Raw genomic sequence first — 22,560 nt, forward strand, 5'->3', positions numbered from 1 at the left:
ATGGTCAGGTTGCCTTTGACACCGGATGAAGTTGAACGCGGACAACGGCTCGGAGCCCTCCTCCGCAATGCCAGGGCAGGGCGCTCCATGCTCGAAGTCGCACTCGAAGCGAACGTCTCACCGGAGACGCTCCGCAAAATCGAATCGGGCCGGGTAGCAACACCGTCGTTTCCCACGGTCGCGGCCATCGCCGACGTCCTGGGCCTTTCACTGGACGCCGTATGGACAGAGATCAGCCCAGGTCCCGCCGGGCCGCACGCAACGCATGCCCGTCTCGCTTCCTGACCCCGCGTAACCTGCGCCACCCCCTTGCGGGTATTCTGTTGTGGTGTTCGGACGCAAAAAGGAAGAGCCCAGCGCTCAATCAGCAGTAGACCAGCCCCAGGCCACGCAGCCGGTTGTCGGCAAGGGCACTCCCACGCCCAGGCGGAAGGACCAGGAAGCCGCCCGCAAGCGGCCCCTCGTTCCGACAGACCGGAAAGCTTCCAAGGAAGCCGAACGCATTGCCATCCAGGACCAGCGGCAAAAAATGCGCCAGGCCCTGGATACCGGCGACGAGAAGTACCTGCCGCTCAGGGACAAAGGGCCGCAGAAGAGGTTCACCCGGGACTACGTTGACGCCCGCTTCAGCCTCGGCGAATACCTGATGTTCGGCGCCTTGCTCTTCGTCATCATCTCCCTCGTTGTTCCCTCCACCAGCGAACAGATCACCTACGTGCTGGTGGGCTTCTGGATCATGTTCCTGGCAGTGTTCGTGGACGTTTTCATTCTCTCCCGCAAGCTTAAGAAGCGCCTGGGGAAAAGTTCGGAGAAGTGGAGCGCGGTACGGTCTGGTACGGCTGCATGCGCGCTCTGCAGTTCCGCAAGCTCCGCCTGCCCAAGCCCCAGGTCAAGCGCGGCCAGTACCCTTCGTAGCCTCCAACCGCAGGTTCCCAAGACCACTGCGAAAGCCCCGGACCTGGCGGTCCGGGGCTTTCTTCTTGAGCCTTAGGTCACGCGGCCCGGTTGCGACGAAGCTTCACCAGGCCCTTGTTGATGCGGGAGGCCCAAAAAGGTCCCTCGTAAAGGAAGGCCGTGTACCCCTGGACGAGCGTGGCGCCGGCATCCAACCGGTCCTGGACATCGCGGGCAGTTTCAACACCACCTACGGCAATCAGGACCAGCTGGTCGCCGACTGCTGCCTTGAGCCGCTTCAGGACCTCCAGCGAGCGTCGCTTCAGGGGTGCTCCCGAAAGGCCTCCAGCGCCCAGCGATTCAACTTTCCCCTGGTCGGAGAGCAAGCCGTCCCTGCTGATGGTTGTATTGGTGGCGATGATGCCGTCAAGCTTCAGGTCCAACGCAAGGCGCGCGACGTCGTCGATGTCCTCATCGCTGAGGTCGGGCGCTATCTTGACCAGGAGGGGCACGTGCCGCCCGGCTGCTTCGTCTGCAGCGTCCCCGACGGCCCGCAGGAGCGGCCGAAGCGTTTCAACGTTCTGGAGCAGCCGCAGACCGGGAGTGTTGGGAGAACTGACGTTGACCACCAGGTAATCCGCCGCGGGAGCGAGATTGCGTGCGCTCACCAGATAGTCCTCCACAGCGTCCTCCAGCTCGACCACCTTGGTCTTGCCGATATTCACTCCGATGACCGGCCGCACTCCCGCGTGCCGCCGCTGCAAAGCGGCCTTCGCCGACTTCAGGCGGGGAGAAACCGCAACTGCGCCGTCGTTATTGAAGCCCATCCGGTTGATGACCGCGCGGTCCTCGATCAGGCGGAACAGGCGTGGCTTTTCGTTGCCCGGCTGGGCCTGACCCGTAATGGTGCCCACCTCAACATGCCCGAACCCCAATTCTGTAAGGGCTTCGATGCCGTGGCCTTCCTTGTCGAAACCGGCAGCCAGGCCAAACGGCGATGGGAAGGTCAGGCCCAATGCTTCGGTCCGCAGCACGGGGCTCGGCGCCGTCAACCTCGCCAGCAGCCGCCCGGCACCGGTACGGTTGGCGGCCCGGATCGCCTGGAAGCCTATCTTGTGTGCTTGCTCGGCATCCATCCACGAGAAAGCCAGTTTGAAAAAGGTGGGGTAAACACGCATGGTCCTAGTTTTCCGGTTCTGCCACTGCTCGCCAAACCGGCGACCTGGCGTGCGGCTATGTGTAGGCAACGGGGAACACCATGATGACAAGGATCAGGTGGGCTGTGGCCGATTATGCCTAAGCTGATGGCATGGAGTGGTCTACTGACATCCTGGGACCCGACTTCCAGTCCTGCAGTATCGAAGCAGCGGGGCGGGACGGTACTGTGCGCCGCGCAACCCTGGTCCGCCACCGTCCGGCCGACACCGATCCGCCAGCAAGCCCGCCAGGTGACTTCCCGGCCGGAAAAGAGAGCTCACGAGGCTCAGTGCTGTTCCTCCACGGCTGGAGCGACTACTTCTTCAACGTGGACCTGGCCAGGTTTTGGACTGCCCGAGGGTACGGCTTTTATGCGCTGGACATGCACAACCACGGACGCAGCCTCACCGACGGGCATCCCGGGGGCTATGTGGCAAACCTGGATGACTACGACGCGGAAATCAGCTGCGCGCTTGAGGCCATGGAGGTGGACCGGCCGGCAGGTGCAGGAACAGGTACAGCCCTGATGGGGCATTCGACAGGCGGGCTGGTCGCCGCGCTGTGGACCAGCCGGCATCCAGGCCGCGTGAAGCACCTGATCCTGAACAGTCCCTGGCTGGAGATGCACGGCAGTTCCTTGGTCCGCCGCGCCGCCCAGGCCATGGTGGGACCTCTGGCACGGGTGCGCCCCGAGGCGGTCCTGCGCCTGCCTGAGCGCGGCTTCTACTTCCGTTCCATCAGTAACACCGCCGAGGGTGAGTGGCCGCTGGATGAACGATACCGTCCCCCTTTCGCGTTTCCTGTCAGGGCAGGCTGGCTGAGCGCTGTGTTGGCCGGTCACACCCAGGTCGCCCGCGGACTGCGCCTGGAAATCCCCGTGCTCGTCCTGACCTCTTCCACCAGCGCCAACGGCATGGTGTGGCAGGAAGCCATGCGTCGCTCCGATGCCGTCCTGGACGTGGATGTCATTGCACTTCGGGCGATGGCCCTTGGACACAGCGTGACGCTGGAACGCATCGAGGGGGCACTGCATGATGTGTTCCTGTCCGCGCCGGACGTTCGGGCGGAGGCCTATGCACGCCTTTCTCGCTGGATCCGGGGATACATGGATGCGCCGGCGCAAGGGGAGAAAGGGACGCATGACCACAACGGATGAATCAGTCAGCTGGCGGCCGGACATCCTGGGACCAGGGTTTGAATGCAGGGACCTGCCGCTGCCACCGGACGACGAGGGGGACGTCAGGGCAACCCTGATCCGCCACGCTCCCCCGCCCGTTCCTCCCGCTTCAGCTACCGGGCCGGGCTTTCTTTCCACAATCTTCCGACGCCGGAACCGCGGTTCAGCGGCGGCTCCGGCAGGACCCCCACGTGTAGTCCTCTACCTGCACGGCTGGGCGGACTACTTCCTGCAGACAGAACTGGCCGAGTACCTCACGTCATCAGGATTCCACTTTTATGCTCTGGACCTGCGGAAATTCGGGCGGAGCCTCAGGCCCGGCCAGACACCCGGATACACCTCCGACCTATCAATCTACGACCAAGACATCGCCGCGGCCCTGGCCGAAACAGGCAAGGACGTCGCGGCCAGGACCGGTAACAGTGCACCAGCCCGTGTGCATATCGTGGCCCATTCCCTCGGGGGTCTTATTGCCTCGCTTTGGGCAGACCGCCATCCCGGTCGCATCGGGACGCTCGTTCTCAACTCCCCTTGGCTGGAACTTCAGGGAAGCAGCCTGGTCCGCAGCATCGCCATGCACCTGGTAGAGCCTTTTGCCCGCACTGACCCGAAGCGGCCTTTCCGGTTCCCGGAGATGCCCGCTTACTGGGAAAGCGTCAGTAGTGAAGCGCACGGGGAATGGTTCCTGGACCCGTCGTGGCGGCCGCGCGCCTCTTTCCCTGTCCGCGCAGGCTGGACCAAAGCCGTGCTGGCCGGGCATGCTTCAGTGGAGCGCAAGCTCACCATCGACGCGCCCGTCCTGGTCCTGTTGTCCGGCCGCACCCGGATTCAGGCCGAATGGACGGAAGATCTCATGCGGGCGGACGCCGTGATCGATGTCGAAGAAACGGCCAGACGCGCCTTGGGCTTGGGCCGGCGGACGGCAGTCTTCCGCTATCCGGGTGCCCTGCACGATATTTTTCTGTCCCGGCGGACGATCAGGCAGCAGGCATACCGGGACGTTGCTGCGTGGTTGGCTGCCTATCCCGATTGAATGGCACAGGCGTGCTACGTCCCTGCAGGCGCGGCGTCCACGGCTCCACCGTAGCGTCTGTCCCGCTTGGCATAGATTTCCACAGCCTCCCAGAGGGTGCGGCGGTCGACATCCGGCCACAGGGTGTCCATGAAAACGAACTCCGCATACGCTGACTGCCACAGGAGGAAGTTGGAGAGCCGTTGTTCGCCGGAGCTCCGGAGGAAGAGATCCACGTCCGGCAAATCGGGCTCGTCCAGATACTTCTGGATGGTCTTTTCCGTGACAGAGCCGGGCTTCAGCCGGCCGGCAGCGACGTCTTGCGCAATGGCCGACACAGCGTCGGCCAGCTCGGCCCGACCACCGTAATTAACACACATGGTCAACGTGCAGGTGTCATTGGCGCGTGTGTAGTCTTCGGCTTCTTCCAGCTCTTTGATTACCGACCCCCAGAGGCGGGGTCGGCGCCCTGCCCAGCGGATGCGGACACCCCATTCGTCAAGCTGGTTCCGCTGGCGACGCAGCACATCTTTGTTAAATCCCATGAGGAAACGGACTTCCTCGGGAGACCGCCGCCAGTTCTCCGTGGAGAACGCATAAACGCTCACGTACTTGATCCCCAGCTCAATGGCACCGGCCATGACGTCAAGGAGCGCGGGTTCTCCGGCCTTGTGTCCTTCAATGCGCGGCAATCCCCGCTGGTTTGCCCAACGGCCATTGCCGTCCATCACGATCGCCACGTGGCGGGGAATCAATTCACTGGGGATGCTGGGGGGCACTGCTCCGGACGAATGGGGATAAGGTGCCTGTACCGGCGCTGTCCTTGCCGGGGGTGTCTTGCTCTTCTTTCCTAGTGCCACAGTCAGCTTCGCTCCACGTGTTTGAGTGATTTCAAGGCCCGTTCAAGATGCCATTGCAGGTAGCTGGCCACCAAACCTGCAGCCTCCCGGCGATGCCGGGAATCGGACACATCCGCAACGGCCCAGTTTCCCGTGAGGAGCGCGGCCAGCAGCACGACCGTCTCCGCCGCAGGCGCCGGCGACCCCGGGGGCCGGCAGTCACCACACACCATCCCTCCGAGGGGAGCAGCAAATGCGGTGTGCGGTCCGGGTGTGCCGCACCTGGCACAGTCCGTGAAGCTCGGCGCCCATCCTCCTGTGGCCAACGCCCTCAGCAGGTAGGAATCGAGAATAAGTTCAGATGGATGCTCCGACCTGCTGAGCGCAGCCAAAGCGCCAACGAGCAGGTTGTACTGGGCTGTCCCCGATTCGGCGTCGGCGTCGGTGAGTTTCTCCGCGGTTTCCGTCATGGCAGCTGCCACGGTGAACCGTCCGTAATCGGAAGCGATGCTGCTGCCGTATGCACCTTTGGCGACGGCCTGCGTCACGATGTCCAGCGTGCGGCCTGACACCAACTGCAGGTCCGCAACCATGAACGGTTCCAGCCGGGCTCCAAAGCGGCTGCTTGTACGCCGTACACCCTTGGCTACGGCCCGCACCTGGCCATGGTGCTTGGTCAACAGCGTAATGATCCGGTCAGCTTCACCCAGCTTGTGGGTACGGAGCACCACGGCGTCATCCCGGTAGGAGCGGGCTGCAAAAGACGATGGGTTGGCCACACCTAATCTTCGCATCAAGTTGACGCCATGCATGGACAGCGCGTTGCGTGTGGTGGCCCACCCGGGGCCACCACACGGAACAGCAGTTACGCCTGGGCGTCCCGAACGGCGCGGTTGACTGCCGAGATCAGTGCCTTGAGCGAGGCAGTGGTGGTGCTGGGGTCTATTCCGACGCCCCAGAGGACACGTTCGCCCACGGCGCACTCCACGTAGGCGGCTGCACTGGCGCTGCCGCCTTCAGAGAGAGCGTGTTCGCTGTAGTCCAGGACACGGACGTCCACACCGTCGTGGTGCAGGATGTCCAGCAGGGCCGCAATGGGTCCGTTGCCATGCCCGGTCCGGCGCACCTCGGTGCCGTCAATGCGAAGGTTCGCGTTCATGGTCATGGCACCGGTTTCATCGGTCTCCGTGCTGACGCTGCCCAGCGAATACCGGCCCCACTGGGCCTGTTCCTCGTCCGAGGGCAGGTATTCGTCCTGGAAGATCTGCCACAGCTGGGAACCGCTGACCTCGCCGCCCACCGCATCTGTCCTGCGCTGGATGACCCCGGAGAACTCGATCTGCGCGCGGCGCGGCAGATCCAGGTTGTGCTCGTTCTTCAGCAGATACGCGACGCCGCCCTTGCCCGACTGGGAATTCACACGGATGACAGCCTCGTAGCTGCGGCCGAGGTCCTTCGGGTCGATGGGCAGATAGGGAACCTGCCACGTGAAGTCCTGGACGGGAACCCCGGCAGCGGCGGCATCCTTCTCCAGTGCCTCGAAGCCCTTCTTGATGGCATCCTGGTGCGAACCGGAGAAAGCCGTGAAAACGAGATCCCCACCATAGGGAGCGCGCTCGGGGACTGGCAGCTGGTTGCAGTATTCGACCGTGCGGCGTACTTCGTCGATGTCCGAGAAGTCGATCATCGGGTCGATGCCCTGGACAAACATGTTCAGGCCCAGCGTGACCAGGTCCACGTTGCCCGTCCGCTCACCGTTGCCGAACAGGCAGCCCTCGATGCGGTCCGCCCCTGCCAGGTAGCCCAGTTCAGCTGCCGCAACACCCGTGCCACGGTCATTGTGGGGGTGCAGGGAGATGATGATGCCTTCACGTGGGTGCAGGTTCCTGTGCATCCACTCAATGGAGTCCGCGTATACATTCGGCGTTGCCATCTCCACGGTCGCCGGCAGGTTGATGATGACCTGCTTGTCCGCGGATGCTTCGAAAACGTCCGCAATTGCATTGCAGACACGGGCTGCGTACTCGAGCTCGGTTCCCGTGAAGGATTCCGGCGAGTATTCGTACGTGATGTGCGTGTCCGTCAGGGTCTCTTCGTACTTCTTGCACAACCGTGCACCCTGCAGGGCAATATCCAGGATTCCGTCCTCGTCCTGGTTAAAGACCACCCGGCGCTGCAACACGGAAGTGGAGTTGTATAGATGCACGATCGCCTGCTTGGCACCAACCAGGGACTCGTACGTCCGCTCGATGAGGTGCTCGCGCGCCTGCGTCAGCACCTGGATGGTGACGTCGTCCGGAATATGCCCGCCTTCAATCAGTTGGCGGACAAAATCGAAGTCGGTCTGCGAGGCCGAGGGGAACCCGACTTCAATTTCCTTAAAGCCCATTTTCACGAGCAGCTGGAACATCTTCAGCTTGCGGGCCGGGCTCATGGGATCGATGAGCGCCTGGTTGCCGTCGCGCAGGTCCACCGCGCACCAGCGGGGAGCCTTGGTGATGACTTTGTCCGGCCAAGTCCGGTCCGGGACCTCAACGGTGATCTGGTCCTGGAAAGGCAGGTACCGGTGGATCGGCATACCGGAGGGCTTTTGTGCATTGCGCATGTCGTGTGGCCTTTTCTCTAAGTAATCAGTGAAAGCTTAGCCGGGCACAACGAAACTCCGCGGCGAGGATGGCCCAGCGTCAGATAGCTTTCAGGCCTCGCCGCGGCAGCTAAGAAGAAGCATTCCCGCACGCACAGATTCACCCTAGCACGGTGCGTATGATGACAGTGCAACACCATATGCAACGTCCACTATGCAGACGCCGCGACGGTGGCAACGCCGGCGGCAGCGTCCATCCAAGGAGCCACATTGCCAGAGTCGGGGATCACACTTTCCAACATCGATCACAGCGTCAGGCCGCAGGACGACCTCTACCAGCACGTCAACGGGGCCTGGCTGAACAGCACCACCATCCCTGACGACCGGCCGCTGGAAGGTACCTTCACCGCATTGCGCGACGAGGCCGAACTTGCGGTCAGGGCCATCATTGAGGAAGCCGCTGCCAAGGGACCGGACGCCTCCGGCGTCGAACAGCAGGTGGGCGGGCTGTACGCCAGCTTCATGGACGAAGCCGCTGCCGAAACCAAGGGCCTGGATCCGATCCGTGGCCGCCTGGAGGAGATCAAAGCCGCCTCGTCCGTGACGGAGTTCGCCTCACTCATGGGGCGGCTGTTCCGCTCGGACGTGTCCGGCTTGTTCTCCATCTACCCTGCCCCTGATGCAGGCAACCCGGAACGGGTCCTCCTCTACATTGGCCAGGGCGGGCTGGGGCTTCCCGACGAGTCGTACTACCGTGAAGAAAAGTTCGCCCCCATTGTGGCAGCCTACGGCGGATACATCACCAAGCTCTTCGACCTGGCCGGAATTCCCGACGCCGATGTCGCCTCCCGGCGTATCGTCGCCTTGGAGACCGCACTGGCTTCCCACCACTGGGACAAGGTCACGCTCCGCGACCCGCAGAAGACGTACAACCTTAAGAGCGCGGAAGAAGCAAAGGCACTCTTCCCGCTCCTGGAAACGTGGTTTGCAGCAGCGCGGGTCGAAGCATCCAAGCGAAGCGAACTCGTAGTCAGCACTCCGGATTTCTTTACCGGCGCCACAGCCCTGCTCGAATCGGAAAGCCTGGAAACCTGGAAAGAGTGGCTTACGCTCCGCGTCCTGAACTCGGCTGCGCCCTACCTGTCCTCTGACTTCGTGGACACCAACTTCGAATTCTACGGAACCACCCTAAGCGGCACGCCCCGTAACAAGGAACGCTGGAAGCGTGGCGTCGCCGTCGTCGAAGCCGCCTTGGGCGAGGCCCTTGGGCAGATCTACGTGGAACGCCACTTCCCGGCCGGCCACAAGGCACGGATGCAGACACTGGTGGCCAATCTGATCGAGGCTTACCGCCAAAGCATCACCTCCCTTGAGTGGATGGGGGAAGAAACAAAGGCCGAAGCCCTCAAGAAGCTTGAAGCATTCCGCCCCAAGATCGGTTTCCCGGAAAAGTGGATCGACTACTCGGGCGTGAAGATCGATCCCCAGGATCTCCTGGGCAACGTCGAACGGGCCCACGATGCCGACGTTGAACGGCATTTGGATGAAGTGGGCAAGCCGGTCGATCTCGACAAGTGGCTCATGACGCCCCAGACGGTCAACGCCTACTACCATCCGATGCTCAATGAGATCGTTTTCCCGGCTGCCATCCTGCAGCCACCGTTCTTCACTGCCGACGCCGACGACGCCGTCAACTACGGCGGCATCGGTGCTGTGATTGGCCATGAGATCGGCCACGGTTTTGATGACCAGGGCTCACAGTTCGACGGCAGTGGAGCGCTTCGGAACTGGTGGACCGAGGAAGACCGCACTGCCTTCGAAGCACGCACTGCAAAGCTGGTGGAACAGTACGACGCGTTGTCTCCGTACGCTGCGCCGGACCACAAGGTCAACGGCAAGCTCACCCTCGGTGAGAACATCGGCGACCTCGGCGGCCTGACCATTGCGTACAAGGCGTACCAGCTCAGCCTGGACGGCAAAGAACCGGAAGTGATCGATGGTTTCACCGGGGAGCAGCGTTTCTTCATGTCCTGGGCCGCTGGCTGGCGCCAGGTGATCCGGACGGAGGAAGCCATCCGCCGTTTGGCCACGGACCCCCACTCCCCCAATGAATTCCGGACCAACGCAATAGCGAGGAACCTGGACGCCTTCCACCAGGCTTTTGACGTGCGCGAGGGAGACGGCATGTGGATGGACCACGGCGAACGGGTCAGCATCTGGTAACCCTGGGCAGCAAAAAGGGCCGGGAGCCTGTGAAGTGTTCACAGGTTCCCGGCCCTTTGTGGTTTCTACAGGTATGGAACCGGACTCGCTACTGCGTGATGTACAACGGATTCACCTGTTGACACACGGCGTCGTTGGCGGTCTGGTTGACGACATCCGGGGGAACCGAGGTAGCTCCGTAGGCCGTGCCGGAAGCAAAATCCGTACCTACATAGAGCTGCACACCCGAGACCCCGGCCGCCTGCTGAACCTGGGCTGCCGGAATCCCGAACAGGGTGGCTACGTCTGTAGCTACGTCGGCAAACCCTGGCCCGTAGTAGACGGCTGTTTGTTCCACGGGATTGGCGAGGTAGGAAACGGCCTGCGAGAAGCCGTTGCCCGTCAGTACGGACAGGATCTCCTGCGCCCGGGTGCCCACTCCGCTGCCGTCGGCAACGGCTACGGGCTGGATGGCCTTGTTGTAGGCGGGAGCTGCGGGGGCCGCAGGGGTGGCCGGCGCTTCGGTCCCGGCACCCGGAGCGGGTTCGGACGCGGTAGGGCTGGACGTCGCACCTGGATTCGTCAGGTCGAGGTCGGCCCGCAAGGCTGCAAACAACTGCGATGCCTGCGGTTCCACCAGTTCCAGGCGGTTGGGGTCCAGGGCGGCTGCCTGCGTGGGAACAGAAACAAACGCAACCTTGGACACATCGATGTCCTTGAGTCGACCGCCGATGGTCAACAACGTGGGGACGGATGCGAGGCCTTCGTCGACAGTAAGGTTCTGGGTAATGACGTCCGCGATCTGCAGCAGGCGTTGCGGATTACCCAGGGTGCCCTCGGACTTAAGTTTGCGCGTGAGGGAGGACAGGAACGCCTGCTGGCCCTTAATGCGGCCGAGGTCGCCGCCATCCCCGAAGGCGTGTCGCGTCCGCAGGAACGCCAAAGCTTGCTCGCCTTCGACCTGCGAGTTGCCTTTCGCCAAACGCAGTCCCGAGTCGGGGTCGAACACCGGGTCGCTGACGCAGACGTCCACGCCGCCCACGGCCATGGACAATTCCTTGACCGCATTGAAATCAGCCATCATGAAGTGGTCGATTTCCAACCCCGTCAGCTTGTTGACAGTGTCAACAGCGCAGCCGATGCCGGCTTCGGCCATGGCTGCGTTGATCATCACACCGCTCCTGGCGGGAAACGACTGGTTGTTGGTGTGGTCGGTGCACTCGGGCACGTCCACCAGAAGGTCCCGGGGGAAACTCATAACGCTCACGCGCTTGTTGTCCGCTGAGATGTCCAGGAGCATCATGACATCCGAGTGTCCGTATCCCGTTGAGTCTTCGACGCTGCCGTACTGGGCATTCTTGCCGTCGCGGGTATCCGAACCGAGGATGAGGATCTGGAGGCGGTCGGACTTGTCGTTAACCACGGCATCGCCGGTATCCCTGGTTTCACCGGCGCTCAGGGGTGCCTTGGTGATGTTGCTTTGGAGCCTGATGTACCAAAACGCAGCAAACGCGACACCTGCGACCAAGGCCACCGACACGACACCGGTCACGATCTTCAACCACAGGGGAAGTCCCTTGGGCGCATTCATATGGCGTGGGGTGTTCAGAGCCACCCCGCCATGGCGCGCCGCATCGGAAGCGGTGCCGGGGCCCTCTGGGCGGGCGTCACGACGTCGCACTATTCGGTTACCTTTCCTCAAACACGTGGATCTCCGCAATCATAGTGGCCGATTCTGGGAAGTTCCTTATCGACCCCCCAGCCACGCCGTTGTGGAGATGCCGGTCAGAAGCCGAGCTTGACCAGCTGTTTGGGATCCCGTTGCCAGTCCTTGGCCACCTTGACGTGCAGATCAAGGTAGATCCGCGTTCCCAGCAGGGTCTCGATGCCCTTGCGGGCATTCGTGCCGACTTCCCTGAGCCGGCTGCCGCCCTTGCCGATGATGATTGCTTTTTGCGAGGGACGCTCAACATAGAGATTGACCCGGACATCGAGCAGCGGATTGTCCTCCGTGCGCCCTTCCCTGGGCACGATTTCCTCAACCACAACGGCCAATGAGTGGGGCAGCTCATCGCGGACGCCTTCCAGTGCCGCCTCCCGGATCAGTTCGGCGATCATCACCGCCTCGGGTTCATCCGTCAGCTCGCCGTCGGGGTACAAAGGTGGCGACGGCGGCATGTGCTTAATGAGGACATCGGCCACCGTGCCCACCTGGAAGCCATCTGCCGCCGAAACCGGGACAATGTCGGCCCACCCCTGGCCGCCGAGGACCTCGCGGCCCAGTTCTGCAACGGCCAGCAGTTGTTCGGTCAGGGCCTGCCGGTCCACCAGGTCTGTCTTGGTGACGATTGCCACGATCGGCTTCTTCCCGACGGCGGCGAGCTGGGCTGCGATGTACTTGTCGCCCGGACCAATTTTCTCGTTGGCCGGTAGACAGAACCCGATGGCGTCAACCTCGGCGAGGGTGTCAGCCACCAACTCGTTAAGCCTCTTGCCCAGCAGGGTCCTCGGCCGGTGCAGCCCCGGAGTGTCAACCAGGATCAACTGCGCGTCCTCGCGGTGGACTATCCCGCGGATGGTGTGGCGCGTGGTCTGCGGCTTTGCGGAGGTGATGGCAACTTTTTGTCCAACCAACGCGTTGGTCAAAGTCGACTTGCCCGCATTGGGACGCCCCACCAAAACCGAGAATCCGGCGTGGAAGCCACCGTAAGGCTCTTCGGCGCCGTGCGTCTTATTTTGCTTGCTCACGTGGAACTCCCTGTTGCGTTGTATCGGCCTCATCGAAGAGGTCCTCAAAGTCAGTGTCTTCCTTTGGCATGGCCGCCGCAATGATGTGGCTGACCCTGTTGCGCCGGCCTTCCAGGCGGTCGGCCCGAAGGCTGATGCCGTGCACCTCGACGGCGCTGCCAACGATGGGGACCTGCCCCAGGGCCTTCGCCAGCAGGCCACCTACCGAGTCGACCTCGTCGTCATCAAGGTCCATGTCAAAGAGTTCCCCGAGGTCGTCGATGCTCATCCGGGCACTGACGCGGAAGCTTCCGTCGCCCAGGTCAACAGCCTCTTCGGCGGCGGCGTCGTATTCATCGACAATCTCACCCACGATTTCCTCAATGAGGTCCTCCAGGGTTACCAGGCCGGCAGTTCCGCCATATTCGTCGATAACGATGGCCACATGGGTGGACTCCTGCTGGAGCTCCTTCAGAAGATCGCTGACAGGCTTGGACTCGGGAACGTAGCGTACTTCCCTTGCCAGCGAATCGACGTCGTGTGGCGGGAGCCCGGGTTCGGTGCGGTGCATGGCCGCAGCTACATCCTTGAGGTAGAGGATGCCGCGGATCTGGTCAGTGTTCTCTCCGATGACCGGGATACGTGAGTACCCTGAGCGCAGGAAAAGTGCCATCGCGGCTTCCAGGTCCGAGCCCGTGGAAATGCTGACGATGTCCGTGCGGGGAACCATGACGGAGCGGACCAGCGTGTCGCCAAAGTCAAAGACGGACTGGATAAGCTCGGCTTCGTTGTCTTCGATCATGTCTGATTCCGCGGCACGGTCGACGAACTCGCGGAATTCCTCTTCGCTGACGAACGCATCGTCACCGGCCGGGGCACCCGGTGCCACCGCAGTTCCCAGGGCAACCAGCCAGCCGGGAATGGGACCCAGAACCCAGCAGAGGAACCTGATCAAAGGAGCGGTGAACCTCACCACCGGACCGGAGTGCGTCCTGCCCAGTTGCCGGGGCGAAACACCGACGAGGACGAAGCCAATGACTGCCATGATGCCTGTGGCTGCGAGCCCCGTGAGCCACACATTGTCCAGCAGGCTGTGAAGGACCAGCGCCACAGCAACGGCGGCAGCCATCTCGAACCACACCCGCCAAAACCGCAGCGCCCGCGTATGCGCTACAGGGTCCTTCAGGATGCTTGCAAGGGCCCTTCCCTTGCTGCGGAGGACGGATTGCTCGGCCTCGTGCCGCGGCAGGAAGTTGAAGGCCGCCTCGGCGGCAGTCAGCAGGGCGACAAAGCTGAGGAAAACCAGAGCCATGCCGACCAGGATCAATAAGGTCACTGCATGGTCTCCATGGGGGCGTCCTTGCCGAGGAACCCGGAGAGAAGCTCGCGCTGCAGCCCGAACATCTCTTCCTTTTCTTCGGGCTCGGCATGGTCAAACCCCAGCAGGTGGAGGATGCCGTGCGTCGTCAGCAGGAGCATCTCCTCCTGGGTGGGATGACCGGCATTGCGGGCCTGGACCTCTGCCACCTGGGGGCAGATGGCGATGTCTCCGAGCATGCCCTGCGGGGCAGGCTTGTCCGGCGTTCCGGGGGTCAGCTCATCCATGGGCACGGAGAGGACATCCGTGGCGCCGGGTTCATCCATGAGTTCGATGTGCAGCTTCTCCATGGCCGGCTCATCCACCAGGAGAATCGACAGCTCCGCCTGGGGATGGATGTAGAGGCGTTCGAAGATGTAGCGGGACAGCGTCACAAGCTGCTCTTCATCGACTGCCACACCGGACTCGTTGTTGACCTCAATGCTCATTTTCGTTCTCCACGTTTGTGATGGGCGTCCCCCGAACGGTGGGCGTCGTCCCACGTGCTGTAGGCGGACACGATGTCTGCCACGAGCCGGTGGCGGACAACGTCCGAAGCTTCGAGGATCGAGAAGTTGATGCCGTCGATGCCCTTGAGGATTTCACGGACGATCCGGAGGCCCGAGGTCGCGCCGAAAGGCAGGTCTACCTGCGTGACGTCCCCGGTGACCACCATCTTGGAACCGAATCCCAGGCGGGTCAGGAACATCTTCATCTGTTCCGGGGTGGTGTTCTGGGCCTCGTCGAGGATGATGAAGGCGTCGTTCAACGTGCGTCCGCGCATGTACGCCAGCGGTGCCACTTCGATTGTTCCGGCGGCCATGAGGCGCGGTATGGACTCAGGGTCCATCATGTCGTGCAATGCGTCGTACAGGGGACGCAGGTACGGATCGATTTTGTCGCTGAGGGTTCCGGGCAGGAAGCCCAGCCGCTCCCCTGCCTCAACAGCGGGACGGGTGAGGATGATGCGGTTGACTTCCTTCAATTGCAGGGCCTGCACCGCTTTGGCCATGGCCAGGTAGGTCTTGCCGGTACCGGCCGGACCGATTCCGAAAATCACCGTGTTGTCATCGATGGCATCGACGTAGTTCTTCTGGTTCAACGTCTTGGGGCGGATGGTCCGGCCCCTGCTGGAGAGGATGTTGTGGGTCAGAACATCCACGGGGTTCTGGGCCGACTGCGACCGCAGCAGGGACACGAGCTGCTGCAAGACGTCAGGGGTGACTACGGTGCCTTTCGCGACCAGTCCGCGGACTTCCTCCAGAAGCCGCATGATCCTGGGGATAACGGTCGTAGGGCCCGTCATGGACAGCTCATTGCCGCGGACGTGGAAGCTGACATCCGGGAACTGCTCCTCGATGTATCGCAAGGCCTCGTCGTGGCTGCCCAGCGAGTGAACCATCTGATCGGAGTTGTCGAACGTGACGATTTCCGTGCGCGTACCCGGTAAGGTGTGCGGGAACTCTGTGGAGGCCGGGTTCCCGTTGCCGGTCCGCTGCCGCCCATTCAGGGATTCACTCATAGTGGTGGCCGTGTGGCCTGTTCTCCTCGGGTTGGTTCTCAGTTGCCTTCAATCCTACGCCAGCCCGCCCTTCGGCGGACGCCTTCTGTCGCCCCGGCCGGGCAGGCAGGCGCCCTGCGACATTTTGTCTCAACTCGGCATCGGGCGGGTATCAATACTGTTTCAGTTGCGGCGCATGCCCGGAAATCCCCGGCGACCGCCGCCGCCGATATGCCAAGCTGGCATGGCGGGCAGAAACAACGCCACGTGAAAACTTCCGGCGGACACCGCCGAAACCAAGGCAAGGACCCCCCATCAAGCAGCCGGCACACACCCAGCATGGCGCACCACAACGGAGGAAATCCGTGGTGGCCGCGCCGGCAATGCTTGCTGTCCTCCTGTTGACGGGCTGCATCGCCAACGGTGGTTCCACTCCGGAGTCCACCAGCCCCCCGGCGGCCAGTCTCCAGGAGGCCCCGGCCAGCAATGCACCACTGGAAACAACCCAGGCTTCCACCAAGATTCCCGTGTACTGGATCGGTCGCAGCAAGGACGAGGTGTACCTCTACCGCGAGTTCCGGGACATTTCGGGTGATGGGAACCCCGTGACCACAGCCCTGCGGATCATGATGGCCGACAAGCCGCTGGACCACGACTTCTTCACGCCGTGGCAGGAGCCCGGCAGTTTGGCCACCTCAATTTCCGGCAAGAACGTCATCACGGTCGACGTTTCCCGTGATGCCTTCAACTCCAACCTCGACGCCGGCATGGCGCAGCGGGCAATCCAGCAGCTCGTCTATACAGCTACCGCGGCTGCTTCGTCGTCGGGACTGATCAATTCCGGGCAGCAGATCCAGGTAGTCATCCTGGTGGACGGACATACGGATTTCATGGCCTTCGGCCAGGTCCGCCTCGGCCAGCCCATGTCCCGGGATGCCTCCTTGGTGGCCCCCCTGTGGATTATCGATCCCCAGGAAGACAACGCCCTTCCGCCCGGAGCCGTCAAATTCAATGGACGCACCACCAACAGCTCACTGCCCGTGGCCTGGCAGATTCTGCAGGACAATGGCAACGGGGACCGGGCCAACCTGCTGACCGGCCAGACGAAAGCTTCCGGCGAGGCCGGGCAACTCGGCGTCTTCTCCTTCAGCGCCACGCTGAAGCCCGGGAAGTACGAGGTTCGTGTTTCGCAGGTGGACGCATCCGGCCAAACCGATGAAAGCACCACCGATACCCGGCTGTTCCGCGTCCAATAACCCTGCCGGGCGGTAGCCGGGAGGGGCTGTCGGCAGCGCCTACCAGCGTCCCAGGACATCGCTGGCAAGAACGACGGCGGCAGGCCCCGCCGTCGACGACCGCAACACGTGGTGACCCAAGAGCGCCGTAACGGCCCCCGCGTCACTGAGCCGGGTAACTTCCCGCGGTGAGATGCCGCCTTCCGGTCCCACGATCAAAAGCACTTCAAGGGGTGCTTCTGTCCCGTCAGCCACCAGGCTTGCCGCTTCCAGGACAGACCGCAGGGAGTTCCTGGCGTCCTCATGCAGGATGATGGCCATGTCTGCTGCCGCGACCGCCTTGGACAGGCCGGCCGAGTCCGCAACAGGACGAACCTCGGGTATCCAGGACCTGCGGGCCTGCTTGGCCGCAGCTGCCACCACGGACTGCCACTTGGCATGGGCCTTGGCTGCCCGGTCGCCCTTCCACCGGACAATGGAACGTTCAGCCTGCCACGGCACCACCGCATCAATTCCAAGCTCGGTAGCCGTCTCAATGGCCAGCTCGTCGCGGTCGCCCTTGGCCAAAGCCTGGACAAGCACCAGACGGACCGCAGGGCGCTGCTCGAAGGAAACCTCACCGGCCTCAACGGACAACGACCCCTGCCCGGCTTCAACCACCGTCCCGGTGAGGCGGGTCCCGGCGCCGTCGGTGATGTCCACGGATTCACCGGCCACGATCCGCTTTACCGTGACAGCGTGCCGGGCTTCCTGTCCGTCCAGGACGAACACCGAGCCCGGCCCGACGCCATCCAGCGCACCCGGCGAGGCGAAGAAAACGGGATTGCTCACCGCTACAGGTTACCGAGCTTGTCCCGGAGCTTGGCGAACATGCCGCCGCTGGCCACCAGCTTGCCCTCCGTGAACTGTTCCCCGCGCAACTTGGCGAGCTGCCTTAGCAGGTCTTCCTGCGCCGCATCCAGCTTGCTGGGCGTCTCAACATGGAGGTGCACTTTGAGGTCGCCGCGGCCATACCCACGCAGGTGTGTCACACCGAGACCACGCAGGGTGATGATTTCACCGGATTGGGTTCCGGACTTGACGTCGATTTCCTGCGGGCCGTCAAAGGTTTCAAGGTTCAATTCGGTGCCGAGCGCGGCTGCAGTCATCGGCACGCTCAACGTTGCGTGGAGGTCGTCGCCTTCCCTGACGTACGTGGGATCGTTGTTGACCCGGATCTCCACGTACAGGTCGCCGGCCGGACCACCCGCAGGACCGGCCTCGCCCTGGCCGGAGAGCTGGATACGGGTTCCTGTGGCTACACCGGCGGGGACCTTGATGGTGAGCGAACGGCGGCTGCGGATACGTCCCTGGCCGCTGCACTCGTTGCACGGATCCTTGATGATGGTGCCGAAGCCCTCACAGGAACCGCAGGGTGCCGTGGTCATCACCTGGCCGAGGATGGACCGGACCGCGCGCTGCACCTGGCCGCTTCCGCCACAGATGTCGCACCGCTCCGGATGCGTGCCCGGGCGGCAGCAACTGCCGTCACAGGTGGGGCATACGACGGCGGTATCTACTTCAAGCTTCTTATTGACACCGAAGACGGCATCCTTGAGGTCGATCCTGACGCTGATGAGGGCGTCCTGTCCGCGGCGTACACGGGAAGCCGGGCCTGCGTGGCCACCTGCGCCACCGCCGAAGAAAGTATCGAAGATGTCCTGGAACGCGAAACCCTGGCCGGAGTAGCCGCCACCGAACCCGTTGTCGGTACCGTTCTCGTTGCCGGTTGCATCGTAGACCCGCCGCTTCTGGGGGTCGGACAGGACTTCGTAAGCATGGGTCACTGCTTTGAACTGTTCCGCGACGTCCTCGCCCGGGTTGACGTCCGGGTGAAGCTTTCGTGCCAACTTTCGGTACGCCTTTTTGATCTCTTCTCCGGTCGCTTCCGGGGAGACTCCCAAAACGTCATAGTGGCTGCTCAAAGTCGGTATCTCTTCCTTGTTGTACTGCAGTTCTTTACCCCGGGGCTGCTTCAGCCACCGAGAATTCGTGACAGGTATCTGGCCACGGCGCGTACCGCGGCCATGGTGGTGGGATAGTCCATCCTGGTGGGACCAAGGATTCCGACTTTGGCTCCCGAGCCGTAGCCGGTAGCCACCACCGATGCTTCCGCCAGCCCGTCGTAGGGGTTCTCGCGCCCGATGCTGACCGTTACACCCCGTGGGTCGTCGCCCATATCCGACAACAACCGGAGCATGACCACTTGTTCCTCAAGGGCTTCAAGAACCGGGCCGATGCTGAGGGGAAAGTCGACGTTGGAGCGGGCCAGGTTGGCAGTTCCGGCCAGCAGAATCCGCTCCTCCCTGCTGGTATCGCTCAAAGTTTCGAGTCCGTGGGCAAGTCTCTGCGCCAGGCCCCGGAGCTCGGGACGGCACAGCGCGACCACCGAGGGAAGAACCTGGGGCAGGAGGGACAACTGCGTGCCGGCAATGCTGCCAAGGAACTTGGAGCGCAGAGCCATCAGGGCGTCGTTGGAGACCTCAGATCCGGTCTCGATGACTTTCTGGCCCACGCTGCCGGTGTCGGCGATGAGGACTGCCAGTACCTGGGTTGGGCCCAGGAGGACGAATTCCACGTGGCGTACCAGGGCTTGCTTGGAGTGGGGATACTGCACCACGGCCACCTGGTTGGTCAGCTGGGACAGCAGCCGTACGGTCCGCTCCAGGATGTCATCAAGATCATCCGGTCCTTCAAGCAGGGAATGGATGGCGCGCCGTTCCGCAGCAGACAGAGGCTTGACCTGTGAGATCCGGTCCACGAACAGGCGATAGCCCTTGTCCGTGGGAATGCGCCCCGCACTCGTGTGCGGCGCTGCGATGAGGCCTTCCTCTTCCAGGACCGCCATGTCGTTCCTGATGGTGGCACTGGACACGCCAAGATGGTGCCTTTCCACCAACGCCTTTGACCCCACGGGCTCCCGGGAGTGTACGTAGTCCTCAACGATGGCACGGAGCACTTCAAGCTTGCGTGGCTCACTCATTGCAACACCTCCTGACGACTTTCCCCGGTCCCGCCGACCACTGATCGCGGGACAGACGGCTCACACCGTTTTTAGCACTCAACATGCCCAAGTGCTAATAGTCTAGTATGCGCCCCGGCGTTGTTAGCATGGAAACCGCCCGCCGGGATGTCGGGCGCGGGCCGCGCACCCTTGCCGTCCTGCTAATCCCGCCCAGCTACGAGAGGCAGGCCCTTGGCCTTTGACACGTGGGGTCCCACCGATCTCTCCGCCCCGGCCAAAACCGGGCTCCCTGAAGTCGCCGTCCAGCGGGGCATGGTCCTGGAGGACGTGCAGTCCGGCTGGGTGGGAGAAGTTACGCGCGTGGAGAAATCCGGCGGAATGCATATCGTGTCGCTGGAGGACCGCCGGGGCAAGACCAAATCCTTTCAGCTCGGTTATGGCTTCCTTCTGGAAGGCCAAGCCATCCGGCTCATGCCGCCCGCGGCGAAAGCGCCCGCCTCGCCGGCAGGTGGCCGTACAGCATCCGGCTCGGTGCGGGTGGAGGGCCAGCGGGCCCAGGTAGCCAAGGCGAGCCGCATCTGGGTTGAGGGCAAGCACGATGCCGAACTCGTGGAAAAAGTCTGGGGTGACGACTTGCGGGCCGAGGGGATCGTGGTGGAACCACTGCACGGCGTGGATGACCTCAAGGCCGCGATTGCCGCCTTCAAGCCTGGTCCCGGGCGTCGGCTTGGCATCCTGGTGGACCACCTTGTGGCCGGCTCCAAGGAATCCCGGATCGCTGCGGAGGCGATGACGTTTCCCGGCGCCACGGGAAACGTACTGATTGTCGGACACCCTTATGTGGACGTATGGCAGGCGATCAGGCCCAAAGTCCTCGGCATCGAGCAGTGGCCCTCAGTTCCCAGGGGCATGGACTGGAAAACGGGAATCCTGAAGGCTTTTGGGTGGCCGCACACCACCGCCGAGGACATCGGCCTGGGCTGGCAGCGGCTCCTGGGGGCGGTACGTACCTACGCCGATCTCGAGGCCTCGCTGTTGGGGCGGGTGGAAGAAGTCATCGACTTCCTCACGGCCCCTTAGCGGAAATTCCCGGCGCGGGTCACGGCACCGTGGTCCCGGAACCCGGCCGGGACACAGTATTCTGGGACAGCAAGACCGCAGCACCTCGAAGCAAAGGGAACACACCGTGGCAGACAACGCACCTGATGAGCCGGGCCGGGCCGCTGGTCAGCCCCAGTACCATGGCGCACCTGCGAACGCACTCCCCCTGACCGCAGGCGAAGACCGCCAGTGGGCCACCTTGGCGCACTTCGGCGGCATCCTGGGCTGCATTCCCTCCCTGCTGATCTACCTGATCTTCAAGGACCGCGGGCCCTTCACGGCCCAGGAATCCAAGGAAGCACTGAATTTCACGCTTCCTCCCACCATTGCCGCCGCAGTGGCGAACATCCTGGTGCTCCTGCCGGTGGTGGGCAACATCTTCGCGGTCATTGCCACAGCCATCTGGGTGGCCCTGACCTGCTTTTCCGTCTCAGCCGGTATCCGCGTCAACCACGGGCAGCCGCACCGCTACCGGTTCAACCTCCGCTGGATCAAGTAGCTCACTCCGGCAAGATCCTGCGGACAACAGCATCGGCAAGCAGCCGCCCCTTCAGGGTGAGCTGCAGACTGCCCCGGAAGGCAGCCGCCGGGTCCACCAAACCATCGGCGATCAGCCCGGCCATGGCGTGCCGGCCGGAGCCACCCAGGGCATCAACGAGCAGACCCGAGGCGAGCCTCGCCTCCAGCATGATGCGCTCCACTTCCCGGGTTCCGGCGTCGAGCGTTTCGCGCCCGGCGGCCGGTGAGCTCCCAGCGGCCAGCCGCGAGGCGTAGGCCACAGGGTGCTTGACGTTCCACCAACGGACGCCGCCCACATGTGAGTGGGCGCCGGGGCCGATTCCCCACCAGTCGTCGCCCCGCCAGTAGGCGAGGTTATGGCGGCAAGCCTGGTCCGGGGTCCGCGCCCAGTTACTGACCTCGTACCACTCCAGGCCGGCCTGGGAGATCAGGGCGTCGGCGAGTTCGTACTTGGCCGCGTGATCGTCGTCGTCAATACCCGGCACCTCACCGCGGCGGATTTGGGCGGCAAGCTTGGTGCCGTCTTCAACAATCAGCGCGTAGGCACTGATGTGGTCGGGTTCGTAGGAGAGGGCAGTTTCCAACGAGGTCTGCCAGTCCTCCATCGATTCCCCCGGTGTGCCGTAAATGAGGTCAAGGCTGACCGCCAGGCCTGCTTCCCTGGCCCATTGCACCACCTGGGGGACTTTACTGGGAGTATGTGTGCGGTCGAGGACCTTGAGCACATGCGGCACGGCCGACTGCATCCCGAAAGAAACCCTGGTGAACCCCGCGTCGGCGAGCACCTGCAGGGACTCAGGAGTAACGGAATCCGGGTTGGCCTCAGTGGTGACTTCGGCACCGGGCGCAAGGCCCCACTCCGCGACTGCGGCACGCAGTATTTGGGCGAGGTCCCCGGCAGGCAGCAGCGTGGGCGTTCCGCCGCCGAAGAACACAGTGCTCAGCGGGCGGCGCGGCACTCCGGAAGCGTCCAGTGCCGATGCCGCGAAAGCAACTTCGGCCACCGCGGTGCCGGCGTACGCATCCTGAGACGCGCCTCCACCCAGTTCCGTGGCCGTGTACGTGTTGAAATCGCAGTACCCGCACCTGACGGCGCAGAACGGGATGTGGACATACAGCCCGAACCTGCGGTGTTCGACGCCGGACTGCACCTGCGGGGGCAGCAGGCCGTCCGCAGGTGCCGGGTCGCCCAAAGGAAGGACGCTGGGCAT

The 22,560-nt window shown here is 63.2% G+C and carries 20 protein-coding genes and 1 pseudogene; 8 read left to right on the plus strand and 13 right to left on the minus strand.

The window, feature by feature from the left end; all coding sequences use genetic code 11:
- Nucleotides 1–285, plus strand: a complete 285-nt coding sequence (locus tag ACUYMZ_RS11635; protein WP_426002756.1) for a helix-turn-helix domain-containing protein — start codon at nt 1–3, stop codon at nt 283–285.
- Nucleotides 286–328: 43 nt separating this feature from the next.
- Nucleotides 329–915 (plus strand): annotated as a pseudogene (locus tag ACUYMZ_RS11640) (DUF3043 domain-containing protein).
- 77 nt (nt 916–992) lie between these two features.
- On the opposite strand, the gene ACUYMZ_RS11645 reads toward ACUYMZ_RS11640, so the two are convergent.
- A complete protein-coding gene (locus ACUYMZ_RS11645) occupies nt 993–2,072 on the minus strand; it encodes a quinone-dependent dihydroorotate dehydrogenase (protein WP_481603460.1) in 1,080 nt (359 codons plus the stop codon).
- Between the two features lie 131 nt (nt 2,073–2,203).
- Here ACUYMZ_RS11645 and ACUYMZ_RS11650 point away from each other — a divergent pair, with 131 nt between their 5' ends.
- Nucleotides 2,204–3,247 carry an alpha/beta hydrolase gene (locus ACUYMZ_RS11650; protein ID WP_481603462.1) on the plus strand — a complete coding sequence of 348 codons (1,044 nt, stop codon included), beginning with the start codon at nt 2,204–2,206 and terminating at the stop codon, nt 3,245–3,247.
- Nucleotides 3,231–4,301, plus strand: a complete 1,071-nt coding sequence (locus ACUYMZ_RS11655) for an alpha/beta hydrolase (protein ID WP_481603464.1) — start codon at nt 3,231–3,233, stop codon at nt 4,299–4,301. The genes ACUYMZ_RS11650 and ACUYMZ_RS11655 overlap by 17 nt, the downstream gene beginning before the upstream one ends.
- A 14-nt stretch (nt 4,302–4,315) precedes the next feature.
- Here ACUYMZ_RS11655 and ACUYMZ_RS11660 read toward each other — a convergent pair whose 3' ends face one another.
- The 3 genes from ACUYMZ_RS11660 to leuA form a co-directional block, all read right to left on the minus strand.
- Nucleotides 4,316–5,140, minus strand: coding sequence for an isoprenyl transferase (locus ACUYMZ_RS11660; protein ID WP_426002765.1), 825 nt, complete (start codon nt 5,138–5,140; stop codon nt 4,316–4,318).
- A 2-nt stretch (nt 5,141–5,142) separates the two neighbouring features.
- Nucleotides 5,143–5,913: a DNA repair protein RecO gene (recO, locus tag ACUYMZ_RS11665; RefSeq protein ID WP_481603466.1), complete on the minus strand. Its 771-nt coding sequence runs from the start codon at nt 5,911–5,913 to the stop codon at nt 5,143–5,145.
- A 71-nt stretch (nt 5,914–5,984) separates the two neighbouring features.
- Nucleotides 5,985–7,724 (minus strand): 2-isopropylmalate synthase, encoded by a 1,740-nt coding sequence (gene leuA / locus ACUYMZ_RS11670; RefSeq protein ID WP_426002767.1) that lies wholly within the window; start codon nt 7,722–7,724, stop codon nt 5,985–5,987.
- Nucleotides 7,725–7,973: 249 nt separating this feature from the next.
- On the opposite strand from leuA, the gene ACUYMZ_RS11675 reads away from it, so the two are divergent.
- Nucleotides 7,974–9,926 (plus strand): M13 family metallopeptidase, encoded by a 1,953-nt coding sequence (locus tag ACUYMZ_RS11675; protein ID WP_481603469.1) that lies wholly within the window; start codon nt 7,974–7,976, stop codon nt 9,924–9,926.
- An 88-nt stretch (nt 9,927–10,014) separates the two neighbouring features.
- On the opposite strand, the gene ACUYMZ_RS11680 is transcribed toward ACUYMZ_RS11675, so the two are convergent.
- The 5 genes from ACUYMZ_RS11680 to ACUYMZ_RS11700 all read right to left on the minus strand — a co-directional run bounded on the left by ACUYMZ_RS11680 (nt 10,015) and on the right by ACUYMZ_RS11700 (nt 15,511).
- Complete coding sequence (locus ACUYMZ_RS11680; protein WP_481603471.1) at nt 10,015–11,586, minus strand: LCP family protein; 1,572 nt, start codon at nt 11,584–11,586, stop codon at nt 10,015–10,017.
- Between the two features lie 104 nt (nt 11,587–11,690).
- Entirely contained in the window at nt 11,691–12,653 is a 963-nt protein-coding gene (gene era / locus ACUYMZ_RS11685; RefSeq protein WP_442423697.1) for a GTPase Era, read from the minus strand.
- Nucleotides 12,637–13,968 (minus strand): hemolysin family protein, encoded by a 1,332-nt coding sequence (locus ACUYMZ_RS11690; protein ID WP_426002773.1) that lies wholly within the window; start codon nt 13,966–13,968, stop codon nt 12,637–12,639. Before ACUYMZ_RS11690 ends, era begins: the two co-directional genes overlap by 17 nt.
- Nucleotides 13,965–14,438: an rRNA maturation RNase YbeY gene (ybeY, locus tag ACUYMZ_RS11695; protein ID WP_426002774.1), complete on the minus strand. Its 474-nt coding sequence runs from the start codon at nt 14,436–14,438 to the stop codon at nt 13,965–13,967. Before ybeY ends, ACUYMZ_RS11690 begins: the two co-directional genes overlap by 4 nt.
- The gene (locus tag ACUYMZ_RS11700; protein ID WP_426002776.1) at nt 14,435–15,511 is read right to left on the minus strand and encodes a PhoH family protein; all 1,077 of its coding nucleotides are present in this window, start codon (nt 15,509–15,511) and stop codon (nt 14,435–14,437) included. The genes ybeY and ACUYMZ_RS11700 overlap by 4 nt, the downstream gene beginning before the upstream one ends.
- Before the next feature lie 362 nt (nt 15,512–15,873).
- Here ACUYMZ_RS11700 and ACUYMZ_RS11705 point away from each other — a divergent pair, with 362 nt between their 5' ends.
- Nucleotides 15,874–16,746, plus strand: coding sequence for a GerMN domain-containing protein (locus tag ACUYMZ_RS11705; RefSeq protein ID WP_442423716.1), 873 nt, complete (start codon nt 15,874–15,876; stop codon nt 16,744–16,746).
- 39 nt (nt 16,747–16,785) lie between these two features.
- On the opposite strand, the gene ACUYMZ_RS11710 is transcribed toward ACUYMZ_RS11705, so the two are convergent.
- From ACUYMZ_RS11710 to hrcA, 3 genes are read right to left on the minus strand one after another with little or no spacing between them, the layout of a single operon-like run.
- On the minus strand, nt 16,786–17,556 hold the full coding sequence (locus tag ACUYMZ_RS11710; RefSeq protein ID WP_426002778.1) for a 16S rRNA (uracil(1498)-N(3))-methyltransferase: 771 nt from the start codon (nt 17,554–17,556) through the stop codon (nt 16,786–16,788).
- Between the two features lie 2 nt (nt 17,557–17,558).
- Complete coding sequence (dnaJ, locus tag ACUYMZ_RS11715; RefSeq protein ID WP_426002779.1) at nt 17,559–18,689, minus strand: molecular chaperone DnaJ; 1,131 nt, start codon at nt 18,687–18,689, stop codon at nt 17,559–17,561.
- A 50-nt stretch (nt 18,690–18,739) separates the two neighbouring features.
- The gene (gene hrcA, locus ACUYMZ_RS11720) at nt 18,740–19,747 is read right to left on the minus strand and encodes a heat-inducible transcriptional repressor HrcA (protein ID WP_426002781.1); all 1,008 of its coding nucleotides are present in this window, start codon (nt 19,745–19,747) and stop codon (nt 18,740–18,742) included.
- Between the two features lie 213 nt (nt 19,748–19,960).
- Between hrcA and ACUYMZ_RS11725 the strand changes: the two genes are divergently transcribed.
- Together ACUYMZ_RS11725 and ACUYMZ_RS11730 are read left to right on the plus strand one after the other, a co-directional pair.
- A complete protein-coding gene (locus ACUYMZ_RS11725; RefSeq protein ID WP_426002783.1) occupies nt 19,961–20,809 on the plus strand; it encodes a DUF3097 domain-containing protein in 849 nt (282 codons plus the stop codon).
- 106 nt (nt 20,810–20,915) lie between these two features.
- Complete coding sequence (locus tag ACUYMZ_RS11730; RefSeq protein WP_426002785.1) at nt 20,916–21,329, plus strand: DUF4870 domain-containing protein; 414 nt, start codon at nt 20,916–20,918, stop codon at nt 21,327–21,329.
- 1 nt (nt 21,330) lies between these two features.
- Here the strand turns inward: ACUYMZ_RS11730 and hemW are convergent, their stop codons facing one another.
- Entirely contained in the window at nt 21,331–22,560 is a 1,230-nt protein-coding gene (gene hemW / locus ACUYMZ_RS11735) for a radical SAM family heme chaperone HemW (protein ID WP_426002786.1), read from the minus strand.

The sequence above is a fragment of the Arthrobacter sp. T572 genome, from assembly GCF_056780115.1.